Here is a 21,596-nt window from a genome sequence, read left to right as displayed (position 1 = left end):
TACTTGAGGAGGTCACGATGAATCAGCCGGTAGCGACCCTGTCCAGGCTTCGATCCGTCGAGCTGCGGACATCCGCGGCATCGGAGTCGGCGGACTTCTACGAGAACGTCTGGGGCCTGTCCGTCGTGGAACGCGGCAGCGAGGGCGCGTGGCTCCGCGGCACCGGCGACGAGCATCACGTGCTCCAGCTGACGTCGGCCGAGCAGAACGGCCTCGGCCGGATCACGTTCGCCGTCCGGACGCCCGCCGAGGTCGATGAGGCCGCCCGCCGGCTCGGGGCCCGCGGAGTCCCGATCGTCGCGGGTCCCGGACCCACGGGCGAGATCGCAGCCGGATACGGCGTCAGCTTCGTCGACCCGGAGGGCCGGGTGATCCAACTCCTCGCCGACGCCTACGCGGTCACCACGATGCACCGGTCCGACGCGGTACCGGTCGGCGTCACCCACGTCGTTCTGAACACCGTCGACATCGACGCGGCCGTCGCGTTCTACACCGACGTCCTCGGGATGCGGGTGTCCGACTGGTCCGAGCATCAGATGGCGTTCCTGCGCTGCAACTCCGACCACCACAGCATCGCGTTCAACCAGGCGGAGTGGACGGCGATCAATCACGTCGCCTACGAGATGCCGTCGGTCGACCACTTCATGCGGGGCATCGGTCGGCTGCGGCACCACGGTGTCGTTCCGATGTGGGGACCCGGACGGCACGGACCGGGCGACAACACGTTCTCCTACTTCGCCGACCCGGCGGGTCTGGTCTGCGAGTACACGTCCGGAATCGCTCAGGTGGAGGAGGACCGCTGGCTCTGCCGTGTGTGGCGACGCGTTCCGGAACTGTCCGACACGTGGGGGACCGCTGGCCCGCCGTCCGCCGAGGTGCGTTCCCACATGGCGGGCGTGCCCGACGACGGCCCGTTCGCGCACCGGGCCGACCTGCGCGTGAGCGCCGACCGATGACCGGAGGAACCATGACCGACCTGCACGTTCTCGACGAGGGCTCCGGCCCCGCCGTCGTTCTCCTGCACGGCATCGGGGGAAGTTCGCGATCGTTCGACCCCCAGGTCGCCGAGCTCGCCGAGAACCATCGACTCCTCGCGTGGGACGCACCCGGCTACGGCCGATCGGCCGACGTCGAGGCCCCGCTCACCATGGACGACTACGCGGACCGCGTGGCATCGCTCATCGAGGAGCGCTGCGGTGAGCAGGGCGCTCACGTCCTCGGCATGTCGTGGGGCGGAGTGATCGCCACTCGTCTCGCCCTCCGGCGCCCCGACCTGGTGCGAAGCCTGATCCTCGGCAGTTCGACAGTCGGCTCCGGGGCGACGCCGGAGTCGGCCCGCTCGATGCTGGCGCGGGCCGCCGACGTCGAAACGGATCTGGCCGCGTTCACGGCGGATCGCGCGCGTCGGCTGCTCGCGCCCGACACCGACGACGCCACCGTCGCCGCGGTCGCCGAGGAGATGGCGGCAGCCATCCGGCCGGCCGGATACCGCAGTGCCGCCGAGGCGATGGCGGCCACCGATCACACCGACCGGCTGCCGGAGGTGAACGTGCCGACGCTCGTCGTCGCGGGCGACTGCGACGAGGTGACCGGCCACGCCGCGTCCCAGGTGCTCGCGGGCGGCGTCCCCGGTGCCGTGTACGTGACCCTCCGCGGGGCGGGTCATCTCGCCAACCGCGACCGACCCGAGGCGTTCAACGCCTGGGCCGAATCGTTCATCCAGATCACCGAGCGCCTCCGCGCCCAGTGACGCCCATCAGTTCCACAACCCATCACTAGAAGGAGAAAGCAATGGACTACCAGACTTCCGACCTCGCCGAATTCACCGACTCGCTCATCCTCACCTGCGAGAGCCGCAAGGAGGACTGGGACGCGCTCGGCTTCCAGGCCAAGGCGGGCGACCAGTTCAAGCGCGCCCAGATCCGGTACGTCGGATCGGGTGCGACCGGCGACCACGGCGACGACAAGCGGATCATCCCGTCGCGCGGGTTCACGTTCTCGAACATGCTGCTCCCGGCGGGCGCCGAAGGCCCCGAGCACACTCACCACGACGCGGAAGAGGCGTTCTTCGTCATCGAGGGACAGATCGAGGTCGGCGTGCACCGCGACGGCAAGGAGGAGAAGCGCACCCTCGGATACCGCGACATGATCGTCGTGCCCGCGGGCGTGCCGCGCAGCCTGAAGAACGTCACCGACGAACCCGCGCTGTTCTGCGTGATCATCGGCGCCCAGAAGCCGCAGGTCCCGACCTACCCCGAGACGTCGGTCATGCACGGCGTCACCCGGGACTGATCGCGGTGACGGACCTGCGCGGGAAGACCGTGCTCGTCACCGGTTCCGGGCGCGGCCTCGGACTGGCGATCGCCGAGCACGCGGGTCTCGCCGGTGCGCAGGTGTGGGTCGCCGACATCCGGGAGGACTGGGGCGCCGCCGCGGTCGAGACGTTGGCCGACGCGGGCGTGCGGGCGAGGTTCCGCCCGCTCGACGTCCGCTCGGTCGACTCGGTCGACGCGATGGTCGAGGCGGTCACCGCCGACGGACCGATTCACGGGCTCGTCAACAACGCGGCCCTCGCCGACGGTGTCGGCGGCAAGGCCGTCCACGAGCTCGCCGTCGAGGAGTGGGACCGCGTGCTCGACGTGAACCTGCGGGGCACGTTCCTGGTCAGCCGGGCGGTGGCGCCGCACCTCATCGCCGCGGGTGGTGGACGGATCGTCAACATCGGGTCGGACGCGGCGCTCTACGGCTCGCAGAACCTGTGCCACTACATCTCGTCCAAGGGCGGCGTGGCGGCACTGACCCGCGCGATGGCCCGCGACCTCGGACCCCACGGCATCACCGTCAACACGGTGTCGCCGGGGCTGACCGAGTCGGAGTCGGCGGCACACGTCCCCGAGCACCGACACGACCTGTATCGGCGCAACCGGGCACTGACCCGGCCGCAGCGCCCCGCCGACCTCGTCGGAGCAGTCACATTCCTGCTCGGCGACGAGGCGTCGTACATCACCGGACAGGAACTCGTCGTCGACGGCGGGTTCGTCTTCCACTAGAAGGACTTCAGACATGGATCTCCTGCTGCGCGACCGCGCGTACATGGTCACCGGGGGCAGCTCAGGAGTCGGCCTGGCGACCGCCCGTCTCCTCCTCGACGAAGGGGCGAACGTGATCACCTGTGCCCGCGACGGCGACAAGCTCGCGACCGCACTCGCCGAGGCGTCGCCGGACGCGCAGGACCGGGTCGTGACGGTCGCGGCGGACGTCCGCAGTCGTGCCGACGTCGACGCCGTCGTGACCGCGGGCGTCGAGAGGTTCGGGCGGCTGGACGGTGTGGTCAACAATGCGGGCGGATCCAGAATGGCGCCGCGCGCCGAGACCACACTCGACGACTGGCGCGACGAACTCGACCTCAAGTTCTCCAGCGTGCTCAACACCGTCGACGCGGCCCTGCCGCACCTGCGGTGCTCGGACGCTGCCGCCATCGTCAACGTCAACGCCGTCCTCGCCCGCCAGCCCGAGTCGAGGCTGGTCGCGACGAGTGCGGCGCGTGCGGGCCTGCTCAATCTCAGCAAGTCGCTGTCCCAGGAACTCGCGCCCACGGTGCGGGTGAACTCCGTCGCGCTCGGCTTGATCGACACCGGGCAGTGGCGCAGACGCTACGACCAGTCCGGCGACCCGCAGTCGTTCGCCGAGTGGGAGGCCCGGATCGCCGATGATCGGGGCGTCGCCCTCGGTCGCTTCGGGCACGCCGACGAGGTCGCCGCGATGATCCTGACCCTGCTCTCGCCGCGATCGTCCTATGTGACCGGCTCCTGCCTCGACGTGTGCGGCGGCGTCGCACGGTACGTCTGACCCATCCCTCCAGCCCTCTCGATCGTCTCGCGATCGTCGACTCTCCCGGGAGAACCCCATGACCGACAAGAACAGCAAGAACGGCGGAGACCTGCTCGTGCAGGTGCTGCGCGAGGCAGGCGTCGACACCGTCTTCGGCATCGTCAGCGTGCACAACCTGCCGCTCGTCGAGGCCGTCGCCGCGCAGCTGCGGTTCGTGCCCGTGCGCCACGAGGCCGGAGCGGTCAATGCCGCGGACGGGTATGCCCGCGCGACGGGAGGGCTCGGTTGCGCCCTGACCAGCACGGGAACCGGTGCGGGCAACGCGGCGGGCTCCCTGATCGAGTCGTTGAGCGCGGGCACGTCGGTGCTGCATGTCACCGGTCAAGTGCAGTCCGACTACCTCGGCTCCGGCCGGGGATTCATCCACGAGACCAAGGACCAGCTCGGCATGCTGACGGCGGTGTCGTCCTACGCCGTGACCGTCACCGATCCCGGCGACGCGGGAAAGATCCTGCGCGACGGCGTCCGACGCGCACTGGCCGCACCCGGCGGACCGGTGTCCGTCGAATGGCCGATCGACCTGCAGTACGCCGAGCACGATGTGATCCCGGGGCCGCCGATCTCCGCGGAGCCCCCGGCCGGGATCTCTGCGGAGCAGATCGCGCCGCTCCTCGCGGCGATCGACGCCGCCGAGCGCCCGGTGATCTGGGCGGGCGGCGGCGTCCGCGACGCGGGTGCCCAGCTCACCGAACTCGTCGAGCGGTGGGGCGTCCCGCTGCTGACGAGCAACTCCGGACGCGGCGCGGTCGACGAAGAGCACGAGCTGTGCGTCGGCAACTACGGTGCGACGCCTGCCGGACGCGAACTGCTCGCCGAGGCCGATCTGCTGGTGTCGTTGGGCACCCATTTCCGCAGCAACGAGACCGGCGACTACTCGATTCCGGTGCCGGCGCACCACGTCCAGGTGGACCTCGACGCGGCGGCCCCGGGCCGGGTGTTCCCGGTGACGGCCGGCATCGTCGGCGACGTCCGGTCCGTCCTCGACGCGGTCCTGGCCTCGACGGACGTCGACGGACAGGTCGACGCGGAGTGGACCGAGCGTGGCAAGCGCGCCCGTGTCGACGCCCGCACCCGTCAACGTGCGGGGCTCGGCGATCACGCGCGGTTGTGCGACGCCGTCCGGGCGGCGTTCCCCGCCGACTCGGTGGTCGCCCGCGACGTCACCATCGCGTCGAGCTCCTGGGGCAATCGCCTGTTGTCGATGAGCGATCCCCGCGCCAACGTCTTTCCGCGTGGCGGCGGCATCGGCCAAGGGCTCGGCATGGCGATCGGGTCGGCGCTCGCCGACGAGACCCGCCCGACGCTGGCCATCGCTGGCGACGGCGGACTCGCCGTGCATCTCGGCGAACTGCTGACCGTCGCACAGGAGAAGCCGTGGCTGGTGATGCTGGTCTTCAACGACGGCGGGTACGGCGTGCTGCGGAACATGCAGGCCGCGACCGGTCCGACGTACGCCGTCGACCTCGCCACTCCCGACTTCTCCGCGCTGTCCGGCGCCCTCGGCCTCGACTATCGGCGAATCGGGTCCGCGGACGACGCGGAGTCGGTGCTTCCCGAGGCCGTCGCACTACGGGGCCCGGTTCTCGTCGAAGTGGATCTCGCCGAGTTCGGGCCGATGCCGACTCCGTTCACGCCGCCCGTCTCCGTTCCTCGCTGACTGGCCTACAGCTTTCGCCGAGAACTCGTCCGGCAAAAGCTGTGACACCCATCATAGTTAAATGCTAAACTATTAACTACTCAGTTAAATGCCCGACTGTGGGCCGGCTCGGAAAGGTCGAGCAATGAACCTGGACACCGGAACGATGGAACTCCTCGTCCGCTCGATGCGGTGGGAGGCCGACGGAGTCATGTCGGTGCACCTGGAGGACGTCGCGGGCGGCTCGCTGCCCGAGTGGACTCCCGGCGCCCACATCGACATCCACCTGGGGAAGGGCCTGGTCCGCCAGTACTCGCTGTGCGGTGACCCGTCCGACAAGACGAGGTACCGGATCGGCGTGCTCCGCGACCCGGCCACCCGCGGCGGATCTCGCTACGTGCACGACGACCTGCGTCCCGGCCACCTCGTGTCGGTCAGTGCGCCCCGGAACAACTTCGAACTGCTCGCCGCGCCCAAGTACGTGTTCGTCGCGGGCGGTATCGGCATCACCCCGATGCTCCCGATGATCGCGCAAGCCCACCGCTCCGGAGCCGAGTGGGAACTCCACTACGGAGGTCGGAGCCGCGAGACGATGGCGTTCGTCGGAGAGTTGCAGGCCTACGGCGAGAATGTCTCGATAGTCAGTGAGGATCGGGAAGGCGTCCTCGATCTGGACGCGCTGATCGGCGAGCCGCGAGTCGACACCCTCGTCTACACCTGTGGTCCGGAAGGGCTCCTGTCGGCCGTCGAACAGCGCGGCCAGGCGTGGGACGCGGAGGCGATCCGACTCGAGCGATTCAAGCCCAAGGCGCGCGCCGAAGAGGATGAGCCGGGCGCCGACACCGGCTTCACCGTCCGGTGCGACGCGTCCGACGTCACCGTCGAAGTGGGTCCCGACGTCGCCATCCTCGACGCACTCGAAGGGGCGGGCGTCGACGTCCCCAACTCGTGCCGTGAAGGCATGTGCGGAAGTTGTGAGACCCGCGTCCTGCGCGGTGTACCCGACCACCGCGACTTCGTCTTGTCGACCTCCGAGCAGGAGAGCGGCGCAACCATGATGATCTGCGTCTCGCGCGCACAGTCCGAAGAATTGGTACTCGATCTCTAGGAGGAGTTCGATGAGTCTGTATCTGGTGCCTGATCAGGCACGTATAACCGATCCGACGCCGTACGAGTCCCGACTCGCCAAGGCGATCGAAGAGGTCTTCGGCGACGGGGGGCACACCCTCGAAGCCCTCGTCGAAGGCCTCAACGACATCGGCATCGTCGGTCCTGACGGCACACCGTGGTCGCAGGAGTCGTTCCAGGTCGAGATCGCTCGGCTCGCGAACTCAGGAAACGGAGGCCGATGATGGCCCGCGTCTACAGTCCAGGTGCATTGTCCGCCGATGACATCTTCGCCACCGGTATGCGCGACCAATGGCACGCCGTCTGCCCGTCCGACTGGATCGAACGCGGCGCCATTCGGAAGCTTGAACGGCTCGGTGAGCAGTGGGTGCTGTTCCGTCAGTCCGACGGACAGGTGCGGATGCTCGCCGACCGATGCCCCCACCGCGGTGCGCCGCTGTCGCAGGGCATGCATCTCGGTGACCGCATCGCCTGCCAGTACCACGGCGTTCAGGTGGGCGGCGACGGAACCGTGCTCGCCGTACCCGGCATGCCGGGATGCAACCTCGAAGGGAAGAAGCTGGTCAGGAGCTTGCCGATTCGCGAAGTCGGCGGAGCGATCCTGGCGTGGTTCGGCACCGATCCCGAGGCCGAGCCGGGGCCTCTCGACGTCCCCGAGCGGCTCGCCGACGACGACATCTCCGCATTCCTCTGCTACGTCGAGTGGGACACGCCGTGGCGCTTCGCCCTGGAGAATCTCCTCGACCCGATGCATGGAGCCTTCCTCCACCACGAGTCGCACTCGATGGCGGGCGGCGCCACCTCGGCACGGTTCCGCATCCGTGAGACCGACCGCGGCTTCTTCTTCGAGAAGACCGATCAGCGCGGTGTGAACTTCGACTGGGTCGAGTTCTGTCGGACCGGTGTCGACTGGGTGGACCTGGAGATCCCGTACCCGGCCACGGCGGGTCCCGGCGGATCGTTCGGCATCGTGGGAATGGCGACGCCGATCGACGCGACCAAGACGGCGACGTTCTTCTGGCGCTACCGCAGAGTGAGCGGCTGGGAGCGCGACGTGTGGCGGTTCCTCTACAAGACGACGCTCGAGGCCCGCCATTGGGCGGTGCTGGAGCAGGACCGCGTCATGCTCGAACACATGGCGGCCGACGCCGATCAGGCCGAGAACCTGTATCAGCACGACCTCGGTGTGATCCGGCTGCGGCGCATGTACCGGAATCAGGCCGAAGAACAGGCGAAACGTCTCGCGAACGCATGACGTACGATGCGGCCGCCGGGAGTGATCCCGGCGGCCGCATCGTTGTCGCCTGCAGTCTCGCGGTCAGGCGGAGTCGGGCTCGTCGAGCCGGTTCTCGGCGTCGTGGATGGACGACTCCAGGGCGCGGAGCAGACGAGCGAGCTGCCGCTGATCGGTGTCGGTCAACCCGTCGAGCAGGACGAGTTCGTTCTGGAAGTGCGCGGTGGCCGCGTCGTCGATCAGCCGGAGTCCGGTGGTGGTCAGGCAGACGTACACCACCCGCCGGTCGTCGGCGTCGCGTTGACGTTCCACCAGGCCGGACTTCTCGAGACGATCGACACGGAGCGTGACCCCGCCCGTCGTGACGAGCATGGTGCGGGCCAGTTCCGTCGAGGTCATGCGGAACGGCGGCCCCGACCGGCGGAGGGCGGCGAGCACGTCGAACGACGCCGTGTTCAGGTCGTACTGGGCGAACAGCGTCGACATGGACGATTGATACCGCAGGTAGGTGCGATGGAGTCGGCCGAAGACCTCGAGTGCCGACACGTCCAGCGTCGGCCGTTCCTGCGCCCACTGCGCGATCGCGTGGTCGACGGCGTCCGGTGGTAGGTCGTGCTCGGGCACTCGCTCATCCCTTCGGGTCGTGATGTCGGCCGACGCTTCGATCACGAGTGGTCGGTGGTGACGGCTATGGCGTCGATCTCCACGGTCGCACCGTACGGGAGCGCACTCACTTCGAGGAAGGTGCGGGCAGGTCTCGGAACGGCGAAGAGACGCTCGAACTGCCGGTTCGCTTCTTCCCGCAACGAGAGGTCGGTCACGAAGTAGGTCAGTTTTACCACGTCGGAGAGTGTTGCTCCGGCGGTGGACAGGCGGTCGCTCATTCGGGCTACCGCGGCGTCGAGCGCCTCGTCCCTGCCGGGAACGGGCTGGTAGTCGACGTCGACCGATAGCGCCCCTGAGACGTAGACGTGGTCGCCCGCCCGGTATGCCGGGCTGTACGGATGGTTGGCGGAGGTGGTGGCGGTCATGTCGCTCTCGATTCGTTCGGGGATCCTCTCTTTAGTTTAGTACTCAAATACTTGATTGCAAGGTTTCTGGTTTGCGCTGCCGGCGCTCATGTTCCATCTGCGCGGAGGGCCGCGGCGTTGACCTTGGTCAGTACGGCGTGGAGTTCCTCGAGGTCGGACAGATCGACGCCGAGTGCGTCGACTACCTGCCCGGGGATGCTCAGTGCCTGTTCGCGCAGGGCCGCGCCCGCGTCGGTGAGCAGGATCTCGACGATCCGCTCGTCGTCGGCGTTGCGTCGACGGGTGATCAGACCGCCGGCCTCGAGCCGCTTGAGCAGGGGTGACAGCGTCGCCGAGTCGAGCTGCAGGAGGCGTCCGATGTCCTTCACCGGCAGGGGGGAGTCCTCCCAGAGCGCCAGCATCACCAGGTATTGCGGGTGTGTGAGCCCGAGGGGATCGAGGACTCGGCGGTAGATCTTGAGCACCGACCGGTTGGCGACGGCGAGCGCGAAGCAGACCTGCCGGTGCAGTTCGAGGGGATTGCCGTCGATCACAGTGCTCATGGACACAGTCTAGCTCCAATCGATCGTGCACTATTGAATCGCGCATTGATTCGTGCAATATTCAATAGCGCACTACTTGAATCGACGTCTGTGAGGACCCGGAGATGAGCGCTCGCCCGAACCCGCTGCAGTGGATCGCCTACGCCTATGGCGCGAAGCTCCCCGAGGCACAGCACGACTGGGTCCGCAACGATCTCACCGGCCGCTTCGCCACCCCGCGGCACCTGATCCGCACGCAGTTCTGCTTCTCGCCGATCTATCTCGCGTTCTACTTCGGCTTCGACGGAGAGTGGTGGATCCGGGCGCTGATGGTCCTGCTCGCGGCGACCCTCGCGTTCGTCTTCTCCGTCTCGTACAAGGATCAGAACCGCGTCCGACGTCTCCAGCAACACGGACTCGGCAACTCGCCACTCACCCAGCGGCAGCGCGACGAGGCGGACGCCGCAAAGCGCAGATACGAGGCGGTGTACGCCGCCCGTCGAGCGTCGTGACCTGAGACACCGGCTTTCTGACAACGTCTGTTCGCACACGTGGCGGCCTGTCAGGGTCGTGACCAGGGCGTACGTAGCCTACTGTTCGTAGGCATGACCAGTGCTGAAGAATCGGCAATCGTCGCACGGGGGATCACACAACGAGGACCCTGGGGGCCGGTCTACGGCCCCATCGACCTCGACGTCCCCGCGGGCGGCCTCACCGTTCTGCGCGGACCGGCCGGATCGGGCCGGACCGCGCTGCAGATGACGCTCGCGGGCCGAATGAAGCCGAAGACCGGCCACCTGTCGGTGTTCGGCCGCACCTCGGCGAAACAGATCTTCGCCGTCGCGGGGCTCGCGGCCATCGACGAACTCGACGCCGTCTACAACGCCGTGCGTGTTGTCGACCTCATCACCGAACAGGTCCGGTGGGACGCCCCCTGGTACCGGCTCATCGGCAAGGCGGACGCGGGCGACCTCGAACGCGTCTGCCGGCCCGCGTTCGGCGACCTCCCACTGCCCGGACTCGACGACTACGTCGACGACCTGTCCGAGCTCGACCGCATGCTCCTGAGGATCGCACTCGCCGACACGAAGCGGCCCCCGCTGCTGGTGATCGGCAGCATCGACCAGGTCACCAGCGATGACAACCAGAAGACCCTCGTGCGACGACTCGTCGACCTCGGTCGCGATCGGACGGTCGTCACGTCGACCGTCAACCCGCTGCCCGCCGACCTCGGTCACCGGCTTGTCGTCGACGTGCCGAATCTGACGCACGACGAACTCACCGCGGTGGAAGGGAGACGCTGATGCTGGCGGGAATGTCGCTCGGAACCGAGCTCAAACGGTACTCGAAGGGTGCGATGCCACGCATCGCGATCGTCACCGTGATCCTGATGCCGCTGCTGTACGGCGCCATGTACCTGTGGGTGTTCTGGAACCCGTTCGACGAGGTCGCGAAGGTGCCCGTCGCGCTCGTCAACGAAGACGTCGGCGCGTCGGCACAGGGTGAGTCCTTGAACGCGGGCGAGCAGGTGGAGACCGAACTCGTCGCGTCCGGGAAGCTCGGTGTCCACGTGACGGACGCGGCCGACGCCGCGGACGGCCTCGCGCACGGCCGCTACTACTTCACGATCACCATCCCGAAGGACTTCAGCGCGTCCATCGCGTCGGCGACGACGAAGGACCCGCACAAGGCGAAGGTCGACTTCCAGTTCAACGACGCCAACAGCTACCTCGCGGGCGTCATCGGCCAGAACGCCGCCGCGCAGGTCACCGCGACGCTCAACGACAAGATCGGGCAGCAGGCAGTCGACCAGGTGCTCGTCGGACTCACGTCGGCGGGCGCCGGGCTGACGAAGGCCGCCGACGGCGCCGATCAGCTGGCCGCGGGGCTGGCGACGGCCGACGACGGCGCGCAGCAGTTGTCCGACGGCGCGACCGAACTCGCGACCAACATGGTCACCGCGCGCGACGGGTCGGCTCGCCTGGCCGACGGCGCGTCGCAGCTGGCGGCCGGGATCAATTCGGCCGCGGGACCGCTCACCTCCACCCTGCGCCAAGTGGCCGACTCGGGGATCAAACCCACCAGGTACGTCGCGGACGCGGCACGTCTGACGCGGGACGCATCGACGGTGCTCGACGCCGTCGGGCAGGTCGGGGCCGGCCAGTCGCAGGCCGAGCAGGCCCTGTCGGGTGTGATGACCCAGTTGCGGAGCAGTCGGGATCCGGCTGCCCGTGCGCTGGCGAACTCGCTGAAGCCGGTGCAGACGTTCCTGCGGACGCAGGGCGTCGACCGGGCGACGACGCAGCGCGTCAACGATCTGTCGGAGCAGTCGCGGGCCCTGTCCCAGCAGCTCGGTGACAAGGACTCGGGCCTCGTCGGGATGCTGGCGATGCTGGAGAACGGTCAGCTCGCGGGCAAGCTGGGGCAGCTCACCGACGGCGCGAATCAGCTCGCCGACGGTTCCGCCGCCCTGAACTCCGGCCTGATCCAGCTCACCGACGGCAGTCAGCGTCTCGCGGCGGGTGCGCGGCAGTTGGCGGACGGCACGCCGAAACTGGTCGCGGGCGCCGACCAGCTCGCGGCGGGCCTCGGCGACGGCGTCAAGCAGATCCCCGACTTCGGCGATCAGACGCAACGCCAGAAGACGGCGTCCAACTTGTCTCAGCCGGTCGCGCTGACCCAGTACACCCACAACAAGGCTCCGACGTTCGGCGCGGGTTTCGCCCCGTTCTTCCTGCCGCTCGCCATGTTCATCGGCACCATCATCATCTGGATGATGATCAAGCCGCTGCAGGTGCGGCCCATCGTCGGCGGTCTCGGCGGACTGCGGACCGTCCTGGCGTCGTACTGGCCCGCCGTGCTGATCGCGGTCGCGCAGGTGATCGTGATGTTCGTCGTCGCGCACTTCGCGGTCGGCCTCGACCCGGCGCACCCGATCGGGATGATCGGGTTCATGCTGCTGGTGTCCGGCGCCTTCCTGGCGTTGATACAGATGTTCAACTCGGTGCTCGGCGTCGCCGTCGGACGAGTCGTGTCGCTCGCGTTCCTGATGGTGCAGATAGTCGCGTCCGGCGGCATATACCCGGTCGAGACGACGGCGAAACCGGCACAGGTCCTGCACCCGTTCGACCCGATGGGCTATGCCGTCACCGGCATGCGGCAACTGATCTCCGGAGGCGTGGACCACCGCCTCGGGATCAGCGTCGCCGTGCTCGCCGGAGTCATGGTCGGAGCCCTCGCGATCAGCTCCTGGGCCGCCAGACGCAACCGCCAGTACACGATGGAACAGCTCTACCCGCCGATCCAGGTGTGACGGCGATTTGAGTCTTAAGGGGTGAATCGGTGTCACCAGGCGACACCGATTCACCCCTTAGCCGCACTTGGGGCAGCGAAGGAGCGGCCCGGACCATCCGCGGTCCGACAATGCCCTGCCGACTTTGGCCGCCGTGCTGCAGGAGCGGCCGATGACCTGCCCTGATCCCAGCCGCAACGTCAACCGTTGTGCGCCGACCGCGGCGTCCAGGTCGCGTTCGAGGTTGGCGTCTCGATCACGGGCGCTGTCGTGAAAGCGCCACCCGTCGAGTTCGACGACGACACCTGCGTCGGGATAGTCGAGGTCCCGATAGCCCTTTCTGCCGACGGTGGTCGGTGCCTGCCGGATCGGTGTCGGGAGGCCGTGGGGCCGTTCGACGTCGGTCAGGTACCGGTGCTCGAGGACCGAGCACGTTCCTTCGTCGATGTCGACGAGAACGTCGCGGATCAATCGGCGTCGCGTGACGCGGGCGCGTTGGTCCAGGGTGGCGATGAGTCGCTGCGCCGTTGTGACGCGAGCGTTCACGATGTCGGCGAGCACGGCGATCGCGTCGGTCTCGGTCCGCGCGGCGGCCGCGACGTCGAGCGCGGCCTCTTCGATCCGCAATCGTGGTGGGCTGAGGTTCCATGCGACTGCGTCGTCGAGCCCCGATCGTTGATGCACGATCACGCCTGGCCGTTTGGCGACGGTCCTGTGCAGCGCGATGACGATGTGGATCGGGCCTGTCGACCCCGGCAGCGCCGAGGTGTGGCCGAGTGCGGCCGGGAACGCGTCGACGACGGCTGCCCATGCGCGCTGCCGCCACGTGAGGGGGCCGGTGTGGTTGATGTAGACGCCGGGAAACACGACTGCCCACTCCCGTCGACGGATGAATCGTCGGATGTCGTTCGGTGTGCATCCGCATTCGAGGGCCTGACGACGTGCGATGATCCCGTCCTGTGCAGACAGGACGTCCGCGAGCCTGAGGTTCATGCCGCAAGGGTGGCCGTAAAGTCCGAATCTGTAAACGCGACTGTCCACAGGGGAGTCGTCACCGGCCTAAGGGGTGAATCGGTGGCACCAGGTGACACCGATTCGCACCCTAAGCGTTCTTCAGTGCTCGGGCGGCGGAGGTGGCGAGGGTGTCGGCGATCTCGTTGTACTTGTCGCCCGCATGGCCCTTGACCCAGCGCCATTCGACGGTGTGCTCATCTTCGGCGTCGATCAGGTCCTGCCAGAGATCGGCGTTCTTGACCGGCTGCTTGGACGCGGTCTTCCAGCCGTTGCGGACCCAGCCCGCGACCCACTTGGTGATGCCGTTCCGGACGTAGCTGGAGTCGGTGTACAGGATGACGGTGGACGGGCGGGTGAGCGCGTTGAGCGCCTTGATCGCCGCCATCAGTTCCATCCGGTTGTTCGTGGTGTCGGGTTCGGAGCCGGAGATCTCCTTCTCCACGTCGCCGTAGCGGAGGACCGCACCCCACCCGCCGGGGCCGGGATTGCCGAGGCACGCACCGTCGGTGGAGATCTCGACGGTCTTCGCGGTGGAGTCAGGTGCGCTCATGATGGACCAGGCTACCGGGCCGTCAGCCGCTCACCGCGAACGCGACCGCCAACACGATGAACACCCCGACGACGGCCCAGATCGCGGCGGGTCCCGGCATCGGACCGCCGTCGGCGAGCGCTCGTGTCACCCGCTGCCATCGCCATGCGCCGAGTGCCGCGGTGAGTCCGCCGAGCAGGACGAGGACCACGCCCAACGTGGTCTGCAGGGCGGGCGACGAGAACTGTCCGACGACGTGCAGGACGGCGACTCCGGCGGCCAGCAGTCCCAGCGCCGTCCGCAGCCACGCGAGCAGGGTGCGTTCGGCCGCGAGGGTGAACCGCGCGTCGACCGCGCCCGCAGGCGACTCGTCCGTCATGCCCGCGCCCGTTCGACGAGCGTCGCGCAGGTGCGCAGATTGCGCGCGGTCCCGGTGACGCCGAGCGCCTTGGCGATCTTCGCGGGTGTCAGCTTCGTGGTCCCCGCGCCCTCCGGATAGTCGATGTACAGATCGCGGCCGATCACCGCGAAGCGTTCGCCGCCGCCGAAGTCGGTGGCGCAGAAGGCGTCGGCCGCGTCGGACGTCGGCTCGTCGGTCAGGAAGTAGATGTGCGTGTGCTGCCCGTCGAACGGTGAGGCGGCCAGGGTCGCGGCCACCTCGGCGGGCGTCCGGCTGATCGCCTCGCGAAACCAGCCGAACTCGTCCGACAACGCCTTCTCGAGCGCCCTGTCGAAGTCGGCGGCGTCGCCGGGAGGCGTGCACAGGAGGTTCCCGGACGCGATGTACGTCGAGACGTCCGATGCGCCGAGGTCGGCGGCGATCTCCCGGAGGCGGGCCATCGGGAGCTTCGCGCCCCCGACGTTGACGGCGCGGAGCAGGACGATGCGGGAAGCTGGCATGCGTCGACGTTAACGCGCCACGTGCGCCAGCGCGGATCGGAACGCGCGGATCGCCGGATGACCGGAGCGCCCGGCCCGCGCGACCGTGTACAGGTGGCGGTGCGGATCGCCGGGCAGCCGGGACAGGCGGGTGCCGTGCAGGTGGGCGTCGGCGATCAACGACGGCAGCATGGCGACGGCGTGCCCGCTGCGCACGAGATGGGCCTGCAGCAGCGGGTCGGGCGTGTCGAACCGGACGTCGGGCTCGAATCCCGCGGCCCGGCACACGTCGCGGGACCACGCGCCCATCGCCAGGCCTGCCGGGTCGAGCGCCCACGGAGCGTCGGCGAGACGCGCCACGTCGGCGGGCAGTTCGGCGAGCGGGCCGTGCGACGGCATGGCGAGCAGCAGCGGGTCGCGCAGGAGGTTCTCGCGGTCGACGCCTGCGCGGATCTCGTGCGGGCGGCCGGGGAACTCCTCGCCGAGGACGACGTCGAACTCGTGGGCCAACAGCCCGCGACTGCCCAACGTCTCGTCGCGCTGCGTGATCTCCACCTGTAGACGCGGGTGGCGTTCGGCGAGCAGAGTCAGCGCGGCGGGCGCCAGCTCGAGGACCACCGACTGGAACGACGCGACCCGAAGCGTCCCCTGGACGTCGGGCTGTGCCGCGGCCAACTCCGACTCCGCGAGCTCCAGGCGTGCCAGGATCGCCTCGGTGTGGTCCACCAGCGTGATCGCCCGCGGCGTCAGGCGGACGCCGCGTCCGACCTTCTCCAACAGCGGGACGCCTGCTTCCCTCTCGAGCTGCGACAGCTGTTGAGACACCGCCGACGGCGTGTACGACATCGCGTCGGCGACGGCCGCGAGCGTCCCTCGCAGATGGAGTTCGCGGAGCACCCGCAGTCGCGTGACGTTCAGCATCGACACCTCAACTCATCAATTCTGCTTACTGTTATCAGGCAGAGACATTCGCTGGTCTGATCGTATTCTCTGGCGGAGAGTTGTACTCGTGAAGACGACGACGGGGTCCGCGCAGACCGGTGCGGCGGTGGCGATGATCATCGGCTCGTGCGTGTCGTTGCAGTTCGGGGCGGCGACGGCCGTCCACCTCTTCGGCGACCTCGGCTCGTGGGGCACCACGCAGTTGCGGCTCGGCTTCGCCGCGCTGATCCTGACGGCGATCGTCCGACCCAGCGTGCGCGGCTGGACTCGTCACCAATGGCGATCGGTGGTGGCGTTCGGCGTGGTCCTCGCGGCGATGAACGGCTGCTTCTATGCGGCCATCGAGCGGATTCCGCTCGGCACGGCCGTCGCGATCGAGTTCCTCGGACCGCTGATCCTGTCGGCGACGCTGTCCCGTCGTCGCGCGGACCTGCTGTGGGTGGGGCTCGCGTTCGTCGGCATGGTGCTGCTCGGTGTGGACAGCATCGTCGGGACGAGCACGCTCGACCTCGTCGGTGTCGGGTTCGCGCTGTCGGCCGCCCTGTTCTGGGCCGGCTACATCGTCGCGAGCGCGAGGGTCGGCGTGGCCGTGCCGGGGACGGGCGGTCTGGCCGCGGCTCTAGTCGTCTCGACGATCGTGATGCTCCCGTTGGGCGGCGTCGCCGCGGCTCCCGCATTCGCCGACTGGCGGATCCTCGCCTATGCGGCGGCGACCGCGGTCCTCGCGTCCCTGATCCCGTACACGCTGGAGTTGAGCGCACTGCGTCGTATCCCGAAGAACGTCTTCGGTGTCTTGCTCAGCCTCGAACCGGCGATCGCCGCAGCCGTCGGCTTCGTCCTCCTCCATCAGCCCGTCGGCATTCTGCCCGCCGCGGCCATCGCCGCCGTGATCGCCGCGAGCATCGGCACCACCACACAATCCACCGTCACTGGGGCAGCGAAACGAGGTCGGCGGGTGGAGACTCCACCCGCCGACCGGTCGTACAGACGCTACGAAACCGCCGCGGAGAACTGAGCCGAGTAGAGGCGGTGATACGCCCCCTTCGCTTCCAGGAGCGCCTCGTGGGATCCCTGTTCGACTATGTGGCCGTCTTCCATGACGACGATGACGTCGGCGTCGCGGATGGTGGAGAGGCGGTGTGCGATGACGAAGCTGGTGCGGTCGGCGCGCAGATTCGCCATCGCCTTGCCGATGAGGAGCTCGGTGCGGGTGTCGACGGAGCTCGTCGCTTCGTCGAGGATGAGCACCGTCGGTTTCGCGAGGAATGCGCGGGCGATGGTGATGAGCTGTCGTTCGCCCGCGGAGACGCCGCCGCCCTCGTCGTCGAGGACGGTGTCGTAGCCGTCGGGCAAAGTCTTCACGAAGTGGTCGACGTGGCTGATCCGTGCCGCTTCGAGCACCTCGTCGCGACTGGCCGTGGGGTCGCCGTAGGCGATGTTGTCGTAGATGGTGCCGCCGAAGAGCCACGAGTCCTGCAGCACCATGCCCGTGCGTTCGCGCAGGTCGTCGCGCGACATGCGGGAGGTGTCCACCCCGTCGATCGAGATCGTGCCGTCGTCGACCTCGTAGAACCGCATGATGAGGTTGACCAGGGTGGTCTTGCCTGCGCCGGTGGGGCCGACGATGGCGACGGTGTCGCCCGCCTCGGCGGTCAGCGACAAGTTCTCGATGAGCGGTCGGTCGTCGAGGTAGCGGAACGAGACGTCGTCGAACACGATGCGCCCGCGATTGGCGGCCGGGGTCTCGGCGTCGGCGGGGTCGGGCTTCTCTTCGGGTTCGTCGAGGACGGAGAAGATCCGTTCGGCGGAGGCGACGCCGCTCTGCATCAGGTTGAACATCGACCCGATCTGAGTGAGGGGCTGCGTGAACTGCCGCGAGTACTGGATGAACGCCTGGACTTCGCCGAGGCTGAGCTGGCCGGACGCGACGCGGAGGCCGCCGACGACGGCGACGGCCACATAGTTCAGGTTCCCCAGGAACATGATCGTCGGCATGATGATGCCGGAGATGAACTGCGCGCGCCACGACGATTCGTAGAGCTTGGAGTTGCGGTCGTCGAAGTCCGCTTCAACCGCTTCACGACGACCGAACGCCTTGACGAGTTCGTGGCCGGTGAACGCCTCCTCGATCTGGGCGTTGAGGGCCCCGGTGGACGACCACTGGCCGACGAAGTGCGGTTTGGACCGTTTCGCGATAAGCCCGGTGGCGATGGCCGCGATCGGAACGGTGGCGAGGGCGATCAGGGAGAGCAGCGGCGAGATCGACAGCATCATGATCAGGATCGCGATCACCATGAGCACGGAGTTCAGCAGCTGGCTGATCGTCTGCTGCAGCGACTGAGACAGGTTGTCGAGGTCGTTGGTGACGCGGCTGAGGAGATCGCCGCGCTTGGCCTCGTCGTAGTACGACAGCGGCAGGCGGTGGATCTTGGCCTCGATGCGGCCGCGCAGATCGGTGATGGTCCCGACGACCACCTTGTTCAGCAGGAACGCTCCGAGCCAGCCGAGGATCGCCGACGCCACGTACAGGCCGAGGACCAGGGCGAGGATGCGTCCGACGGCGGTGAAGTCGACGCCGTGGCCCGGTGTCACGTCCATCGCCGACACCATGTCGGCGAAGGTGCCCTGACCGCGCTGGCGGAGGCCTTCGACGGCCTCGTCCTTCGTCAGCCCGTCGGGGAGCTTCGATCCGATGACACCGGCGAACAGCTTGTCGGTGGCGTCGCCGAGCACGCGCGGGGTGTAGGCCGACAGGGCGACGGACCCGACGATGGAGGCGATGACGACGGCCATCGTCGTGCGGTACGCGCCGAGCAGGCGGACGAGGCGTTTCAGCGACGGGCCGAAGGAGTCGGCCTTCTCCATCGACGGGGCGGTTCCGGGCGGACCCGCGGCTCCTGGGCGGCTCACTGTGCGGCTCCTATCGCCAGCTGGGACTCGGCTATCTCCGCGTAGGTCGGGCACGAGTCGAGGAGTTCGTCGTGCGTTCCGACGCCCGCGACGGCGCCTGCGTCGAGGACGACGATCTGGTCGGCCTCGGTGATCGTGGAGATGCGTTGCGCGACGACGATCACCGCGGATTCTCCGGTCGCCGGTCGCAGGGCCGCGCGCAGTCGGGCGTCGGTCTGGAGGTCGAGCGCCGAGAACGAGTCGTCGAACACGTAGACGGCGGGCTTGCGGACGAGGGCGCGCGCGATGGCGAGACGTTGACGTTGCCCGCCGGACACGGTGGTGCCGCCCTGGGCGATCGCGGTGTCGAGGCCGTCGGGCATCGCCCGGACGAAGTCGGCGGCCTGCGCGATCGTCAACGCCTCCCACAGGTCGTCGTCGGAGGCGTCGGGGTTGCCGTGCCGCAGGTTGGTGGCGACGGTCCCGGAGAACAGGTAGGGGCGTTGCGGGACCATCCCGATGTCGGATCGCAGCAGGTCGGGGTTCTGTTCGCGGACGTCGACGCCGCCGACGCGGAGGCTTCCGCCGGTCACGTCGAGAAGGCGTGCGATCAGGTTGACCAGCGTGGTCTTGCCGGAGCCGGTGGAGCCGACGATCGCGGTCGTCGTGCCGGGAGCCGTGGTGAAGGTGATGCCGGACAGGACCGGTTCGGCGGCGCCCGGATAGCGGAACTCGACGTCGTCGAACGCCACGATCGCCGGGTCGGCGGTCTGGACGGTGGCCGACTCCGGTGCGTGCACGGACGACTCGGTGTCGAGGACCTCGCAGATGCGTTCGGCGCAGACGCCGGCGCGGGGCGCCATCATCGCCAGGAACGAGGCCATCATCACCGACATCATGATTTGCATGACGTAGCTGATCATCGCGGTCAGCGCGCCGATCTCGACCGACCCGTCGTCGACGGCGTGCCCGCCGAACCACAGCACGGCGATGAGTGTGAGGTTGGTGATCAGCATGACCGCGGGGAACATCAGCGCCATCATGCGGCCGACCTTCAACGACGCGTCGGCGAGACTGTCGTTCGCGGCGCCGAAACGCTCCGTCTCGTAGCGTTCGCGGACGAACGCGCGGACCACGCGGATGCCCGTGATCTGTTCGCGCATCACCCGGTTGACGTCGTCGATGCGCTCCTGCATCGACCGGAACGCCGGGATCATGCGGCTGATGATCAGGCCCATCGTGATGCCGAGGACGGGCACCGCGACCACCAGCACCCACGAGATCGACAGCGCGACGTGGGCGCCCATCGCGATGCCGCCGACGCCCATGATCGGGGCGGTCACCAGGATCGAGATCGACATGACGGCGAGCAGCTGCACCTGCTGGACGTCGTTCGTCGTCCGGGTGATCAGCGACGGCGCACCGAAGCGTCCGACCTCGCGGGCCGAGAAGTCGTTGACGCGGTGCAGCAGGTCGTGGCGCATGTCGCGGCCCGCGCCGAGGGCGGCTTTGGCGCCGAAGTACATGGCGGCGACCGAGCAGATGATCTGGACGAACGAGACGAGCAGCATGAGGCCGCCGGTCGACAGGATGTAGCCGGTGTCGCCGGTCGCGACGCCCCGGTCGATGATGTCGGCGTTCAGGGTGGGGAGATAGAGCATCGCCGCGGTCGCCACCAGTTGGAGGGCGATCACGGCGATGATCAGGTTGCGGTACTTCGACAAGTACAGGCGAAGGAGGCGGATCAGCACTCGATCGATCGTACGCAGTTTCGCGCCGGGCGCGAGCTGTTAAATCAGCGCAGTGCCACGGCGGCCTCGCCGGTGTAGGTGAGATAGGTGAACGACTCGGTGAAGTACAGGTGGACGACGTCCGCGTCGTGCGAGTCGTAGCCGATCGACACGTCTTGGCCGATGGTGAGTTCGAAGTCGCCGCCGCGCGTGGACACCAGGTAACCGCCGGTGATGGCCGGGGCCCACACGATCTCGCCGTCGACGAGGATGCGGCGCAGGTGTTCGCGGATCGGGTAGCCGTGATTCGACGTCTCGTTGACCTGTGCGTACAGGTCGGCCGACAGGGCGAGCGAGTACGGGCCGTCGACCGATGCGAGACGCAACGCGTTGATCGACTGACTGATCGCTTCGGGGTAGTCGCGGACGTCCTCGGGCAGCGAGACCTTGGTGGCGCCCGCGTCGATGCCCGAGATCTGGGCAGCCTGGTAGCCGGAGAAGATCGCGCGGTCCTCGGCGAGTGCGAGGTCGCGGGCCGCGTTGACGACCGGGTCCCAGTCGGAGTCGGCGGCGCCGCGCTCCACGTCGTCGATGGCCTCCCGGGTGACCGTGAACGGCACCTTCAGCTCGACGAGGGGCTGCGCGTTCCGCAGATACGCCTGGATGCCGTCGGCGGGTGCGTCGATCTTGGTGCGATGCCCGATCGTCACCGAGTCGGTGTCCAGACCTAGGGGCCCCTTCACATCGACGAGTCGTCGGCCGGCGACGTTCCGCTTGAACGATCGGGTGGCCTCGGCTTCGATCTCGGCCCAGGCCGCGGCGGAGATCGGCGCGAGTTCACGGTGCAGATTGGTCATCTTGTTCGTTCCTTTCGAGCGGG

General features: G+C 68.3%; 24 protein-coding genes. 13 read left to right on the top strand and 11 right to left on the bottom strand.

Features of this window, described 5'->3' with window-relative positions:
* Positions 1 to 17: 17 nt before the first annotated feature.
* The 9 genes from GYB83_RS10905 to GYB83_RS10865 all read left to right on the top strand — a co-directional run bounded on the left by GYB83_RS10905 (position 18) and on the right by GYB83_RS10865 (position 7,910).
* Positions 18 to 956 (top strand): VOC family protein, encoded by a 939-nt coding sequence (locus GYB83_RS10905; RefSeq protein ID WP_161895498.1) that lies wholly within the window; start codon positions 18 to 20, stop codon positions 954 to 956.
* Positions 957 to 967: 11 nt separating this feature from the next.
* Positions 968 to 1,750, top strand: coding sequence for an alpha/beta fold hydrolase (locus GYB83_RS10900; protein WP_161895497.1), 783 nt, complete (start codon positions 968 to 970; stop codon positions 1,748 to 1,750).
* Positions 1,751 to 1,791: 41 nt separating this feature from the next.
* Positions 1,792 to 2,292 (top strand): cupin domain-containing protein, encoded by a 501-nt coding sequence (locus tag GYB83_RS10895; RefSeq protein ID WP_161895496.1) that lies wholly within the window; start codon positions 1,792 to 1,794, stop codon positions 2,290 to 2,292.
* Positions 2,293 to 2,297: 5 nt separating this feature from the next.
* Positions 2,298 to 3,050, top strand: a complete 753-nt coding sequence (locus GYB83_RS10890) for a 3-oxoacyl-ACP reductase family protein (RefSeq protein WP_228461390.1) — start codon at positions 2,298 to 2,300, stop codon at positions 3,048 to 3,050.
* Between the two features lie 13 nt (positions 3,051 to 3,063).
* Positions 3,064 to 3,849 carry an SDR family oxidoreductase gene (locus GYB83_RS10885; RefSeq protein ID WP_161895495.1) on the top strand — a complete coding sequence of 262 codons (786 nt, stop codon included), beginning with the start codon at positions 3,064 to 3,066 and terminating at the stop codon, positions 3,847 to 3,849.
* Between the two features lie 58 nt (positions 3,850 to 3,907).
* Positions 3,908 to 5,548 (top strand): thiamine pyrophosphate-binding protein, encoded by a 1,641-nt coding sequence (locus GYB83_RS10880; RefSeq protein WP_161895494.1) that lies wholly within the window; start codon positions 3,908 to 3,910, stop codon positions 5,546 to 5,548.
* 124 nt (positions 5,549 to 5,672) lie between these two features.
* Positions 5,673 to 6,635: a PDR/VanB family oxidoreductase gene (locus GYB83_RS10875; RefSeq protein ID WP_228461388.1), complete on the top strand. Its 963-nt coding sequence runs from the start codon at positions 5,673 to 5,675 to the stop codon at positions 6,633 to 6,635.
* Positions 6,636 to 6,645: 10 nt separating this feature from the next.
* Positions 6,646 to 6,879: a recombinase-like helix-turn-helix domain-containing protein gene (locus GYB83_RS10870; protein WP_161895493.1), complete on the top strand. Its 234-nt coding sequence runs from the start codon at positions 6,646 to 6,648 to the stop codon at positions 6,877 to 6,879.
* A complete protein-coding gene (locus GYB83_RS10865; protein ID WP_371865041.1) occupies positions 6,879 to 7,910 on the top strand; it encodes a Rieske 2Fe-2S domain-containing protein in 1,032 nt (343 codons plus the stop codon). Before GYB83_RS10870 ends, GYB83_RS10865 begins: the two co-directional genes overlap by 1 nt.
* A gap of 63 nt (positions 7,911 to 7,973) precedes the next feature.
* Here the strand turns inward: GYB83_RS10865 and GYB83_RS10860 are convergent, their stop codons facing one another.
* The 3 genes from GYB83_RS10860 to GYB83_RS10850 form a co-directional block, all read right to left on the bottom strand.
* Positions 7,974 to 8,513, bottom strand: coding sequence for a MarR family winged helix-turn-helix transcriptional regulator (locus GYB83_RS10860; RefSeq protein WP_161895491.1), 540 nt, complete (start codon positions 8,511 to 8,513; stop codon positions 7,974 to 7,976).
* A gap of 41 nt (positions 8,514 to 8,554) precedes the next feature.
* Entirely contained in the window at positions 8,555 to 8,920 is a 366-nt protein-coding gene (locus GYB83_RS10855) for a RidA family protein (protein ID WP_161895490.1), read from the bottom strand.
* Between the two features lie 86 nt (positions 8,921 to 9,006).
* On the bottom strand, positions 9,007 to 9,462 hold the full coding sequence (locus GYB83_RS10850) for a MarR family winged helix-turn-helix transcriptional regulator (protein WP_161895489.1): 456 nt from the start codon (positions 9,460 to 9,462) through the stop codon (positions 9,007 to 9,009).
* Positions 9,463 to 9,566: 104 nt separating this feature from the next.
* Between GYB83_RS10850 and GYB83_RS10845 the strand changes: the two genes are divergently transcribed.
* From GYB83_RS10845 to GYB83_RS10835, 3 genes are all read left to right on the top strand, one after another.
* Complete coding sequence (locus GYB83_RS10845) at positions 9,567 to 9,953, top strand: DUF5313 family protein (RefSeq protein WP_161895488.1); 387 nt, start codon at positions 9,567 to 9,569, stop codon at positions 9,951 to 9,953.
* Between the two features lie 93 nt (positions 9,954 to 10,046).
* Positions 10,047 to 10,745 (top strand): ATP-binding cassette domain-containing protein, encoded by a 699-nt coding sequence (locus GYB83_RS10840; RefSeq protein ID WP_161895487.1) that lies wholly within the window; start codon positions 10,047 to 10,049, stop codon positions 10,743 to 10,745.
* A complete protein-coding gene (locus tag GYB83_RS10835; protein ID WP_161895486.1) occupies positions 10,745 to 12,754 on the top strand; it encodes a YhgE/Pip domain-containing protein in 2,010 nt (669 codons plus the stop codon). Before GYB83_RS10840 ends, GYB83_RS10835 begins: the two co-directional genes overlap by 1 nt.
* A gap of 57 nt (positions 12,755 to 12,811) precedes the next feature.
* On the opposite strand, the gene GYB83_RS10830 is transcribed toward GYB83_RS10835, so the two are convergent.
* The 5 genes from GYB83_RS10830 to GYB83_RS10810 form a co-directional block, all read right to left on the bottom strand.
* Positions 12,812 to 13,726, bottom strand: coding sequence for a type IV toxin-antitoxin system AbiEi family antitoxin domain-containing protein (locus GYB83_RS10830; protein WP_161895485.1), 915 nt, complete (start codon positions 13,724 to 13,726; stop codon positions 12,812 to 12,814).
* A gap of 109 nt (positions 13,727 to 13,835) precedes the next feature.
* Positions 13,836 to 14,297: a ribonuclease HI gene (gene rnhA, locus GYB83_RS10825; RefSeq protein WP_161895484.1), complete on the bottom strand. Its 462-nt coding sequence runs from the start codon at positions 14,295 to 14,297 to the stop codon at positions 13,836 to 13,838.
* Between the two features lie 22 nt (positions 14,298 to 14,319).
* Positions 14,320 to 14,655, bottom strand: coding sequence for a YidH family protein (locus tag GYB83_RS10820; protein WP_161895483.1), 336 nt, complete (start codon positions 14,653 to 14,655; stop codon positions 14,320 to 14,322).
* Complete coding sequence (locus GYB83_RS10815) at positions 14,652 to 15,176, bottom strand: DUF1697 domain-containing protein (RefSeq protein ID WP_161895482.1); 525 nt, start codon at positions 15,174 to 15,176, stop codon at positions 14,652 to 14,654. Before GYB83_RS10815 ends, GYB83_RS10820 begins: the two co-directional genes overlap by 4 nt.
* A gap of 9 nt (positions 15,177 to 15,185) precedes the next feature.
* A complete protein-coding gene (locus GYB83_RS10810) occupies positions 15,186 to 16,076 on the bottom strand; it encodes a LysR family transcriptional regulator (RefSeq protein ID WP_161895481.1) in 891 nt (296 codons plus the stop codon).
* Positions 16,077 to 16,164: 88 nt separating this feature from the next.
* Here GYB83_RS10810 and GYB83_RS10805 point away from each other — a divergent pair, with 88 nt between their 5' ends.
* Positions 16,165 to 17,112, top strand: a complete 948-nt coding sequence (locus GYB83_RS10805; RefSeq protein ID WP_228461386.1) for an EamA family transporter — start codon at positions 16,165 to 16,167, stop codon at positions 17,110 to 17,112.
* On the opposite strand, the gene GYB83_RS10800 is transcribed toward GYB83_RS10805, so the two are convergent.
* From GYB83_RS10800 to GYB83_RS10790, 3 genes are read right to left on the bottom strand one after another with little or no spacing between them, the layout of a single operon-like run.
* Positions 17,088 to 19,007, bottom strand: coding sequence for an ABC transporter ATP-binding protein (locus tag GYB83_RS10800; RefSeq protein ID WP_308469488.1), 1,920 nt, complete (start codon positions 19,005 to 19,007; stop codon positions 17,088 to 17,090). The genes GYB83_RS10805 and GYB83_RS10800 overlap by 25 nt on opposite strands.
* Positions 19,004 to 20,737, bottom strand: a complete 1,734-nt coding sequence (locus GYB83_RS10795) for an ABC transporter ATP-binding protein (protein WP_161895480.1) — start codon at positions 20,735 to 20,737, stop codon at positions 19,004 to 19,006. The genes GYB83_RS10800 and GYB83_RS10795 overlap by 4 nt, the downstream gene beginning before the upstream one ends.
* A gap of 44 nt (positions 20,738 to 20,781) precedes the next feature.
* Positions 20,782 to 21,573, bottom strand: coding sequence for a family 1 encapsulin nanocompartment shell protein (locus tag GYB83_RS10790; RefSeq protein ID WP_161895479.1), 792 nt, complete (start codon positions 21,571 to 21,573; stop codon positions 20,782 to 20,784).
* Positions 21,574 to 21,596 lie beyond the last annotated feature (23 nt).

The organism is Gordonia spumicola (genome assembly GCF_009932475.1).
Lineage (GTDB): Bacteria > Actinomycetota > Actinomycetes > Mycobacteriales > Mycobacteriaceae > Gordonia > Gordonia spumicola.
The sequence above is the reverse complement of the archived record's forward strand: the minus strand, read 5'-3'. Positions and strand labels throughout refer to the sequence as shown.

Excerpts from the sequence above, each read along its gene's own strand:
- GYB83_RS10905 (WP_161895498.1), top strand. The coding sequence starts at position 18 with ATGAATCAGCCGGTAGCGACCCTGTCCAGGCTTCGATCCGTCGAGCTG.
- GYB83_RS10900 (WP_161895497.1), top strand. The coding sequence starts at position 968 with ATGACCGACCTGCACGTTCTCGACGAGGGCTCCGGCCCCGCCGTCGTT.
- GYB83_RS10895 (WP_161895496.1), top strand. The coding sequence starts at position 1,792 with ATGGACTACCAGACTTCCGACCTCGCCGAATTCACCGACTCGCTCATC.
- GYB83_RS10885 (WP_161895495.1), top strand. The coding sequence starts at position 3,064 with ATGGATCTCCTGCTGCGCGACCGCGCGTACATGGTCACCGGGGGCAGC.
- GYB83_RS10880 (WP_161895494.1), top strand. The coding sequence starts at position 3,908 with ATGACCGACAAGAACAGCAAGAACGGCGGAGACCTGCTCGTGCAGGTG.
- GYB83_RS10875 (WP_228461388.1), top strand. The coding sequence starts at position 5,673 with ATGAACCTGGACACCGGAACGATGGAACTCCTCGTCCGCTCGATGCGG.
- GYB83_RS10870 (WP_161895493.1), top strand. The coding sequence starts at position 6,646 with ATGAGTCTGTATCTGGTGCCTGATCAGGCACGTATAACCGATCCGACG.
- GYB83_RS10865 (WP_371865041.1), top strand. The coding sequence starts at position 6,879 with ATGGCCCGCGTCTACAGTCCAGGTGCATTGTCCGCCGATGACATCTTC.
- GYB83_RS10855 (WP_161895490.1), bottom strand. The coding sequence starts at position 8,920 with ATGACCGCCACCACCTCCGCCAACCATCCGTACAGCCCGGCATACCGG.
- GYB83_RS10850 (WP_161895489.1), bottom strand. The coding sequence starts at position 9,462 with ATGAGCACTGTGATCGACGGCAATCCCCTCGAACTGCACCGGCAGGTC.
- GYB83_RS10845 (WP_161895488.1), top strand. The coding sequence starts at position 9,567 with ATGAGCGCTCGCCCGAACCCGCTGCAGTGGATCGCCTACGCCTATGGC.
- GYB83_RS10840 (WP_161895487.1), top strand. The coding sequence starts at position 10,047 with ATGACCAGTGCTGAAGAATCGGCAATCGTCGCACGGGGGATCACACAA.
- GYB83_RS10835 (WP_161895486.1), top strand. The coding sequence starts at position 10,745 with ATGCTGGCGGGAATGTCGCTCGGAACCGAGCTCAAACGGTACTCGAAG.
- GYB83_RS10830 (WP_161895485.1), bottom strand. The coding sequence starts at position 13,726 with ATGAACCTCAGGCTCGCGGACGTCCTGTCTGCACAGGACGGGATCATC.
- rnhA (WP_161895484.1), bottom strand. The coding sequence starts at position 14,297 with ATGAGCGCACCTGACTCCACCGCGAAGACCGTCGAGATCTCCACCGAC.
- GYB83_RS10820 (WP_161895483.1), bottom strand. The coding sequence starts at position 14,655 with ATGACGGACGAGTCGCCTGCGGGCGCGGTCGACGCGCGGTTCACCCTC.
- GYB83_RS10815 (WP_161895482.1), bottom strand. The coding sequence starts at position 15,176 with ATGCCAGCTTCCCGCATCGTCCTGCTCCGCGCCGTCAACGTCGGGGGC.
- GYB83_RS10810 (WP_161895481.1), bottom strand. The coding sequence starts at position 16,076 with ATGCTGAACGTCACGCGACTGCGGGTGCTCCGCGAACTCCATCTGCGA.
- GYB83_RS10790 (WP_161895479.1), bottom strand. The coding sequence starts at position 21,573 with ATGACCAATCTGCACCGTGAACTCGCGCCGATCTCCGCCGCGGCCTGG.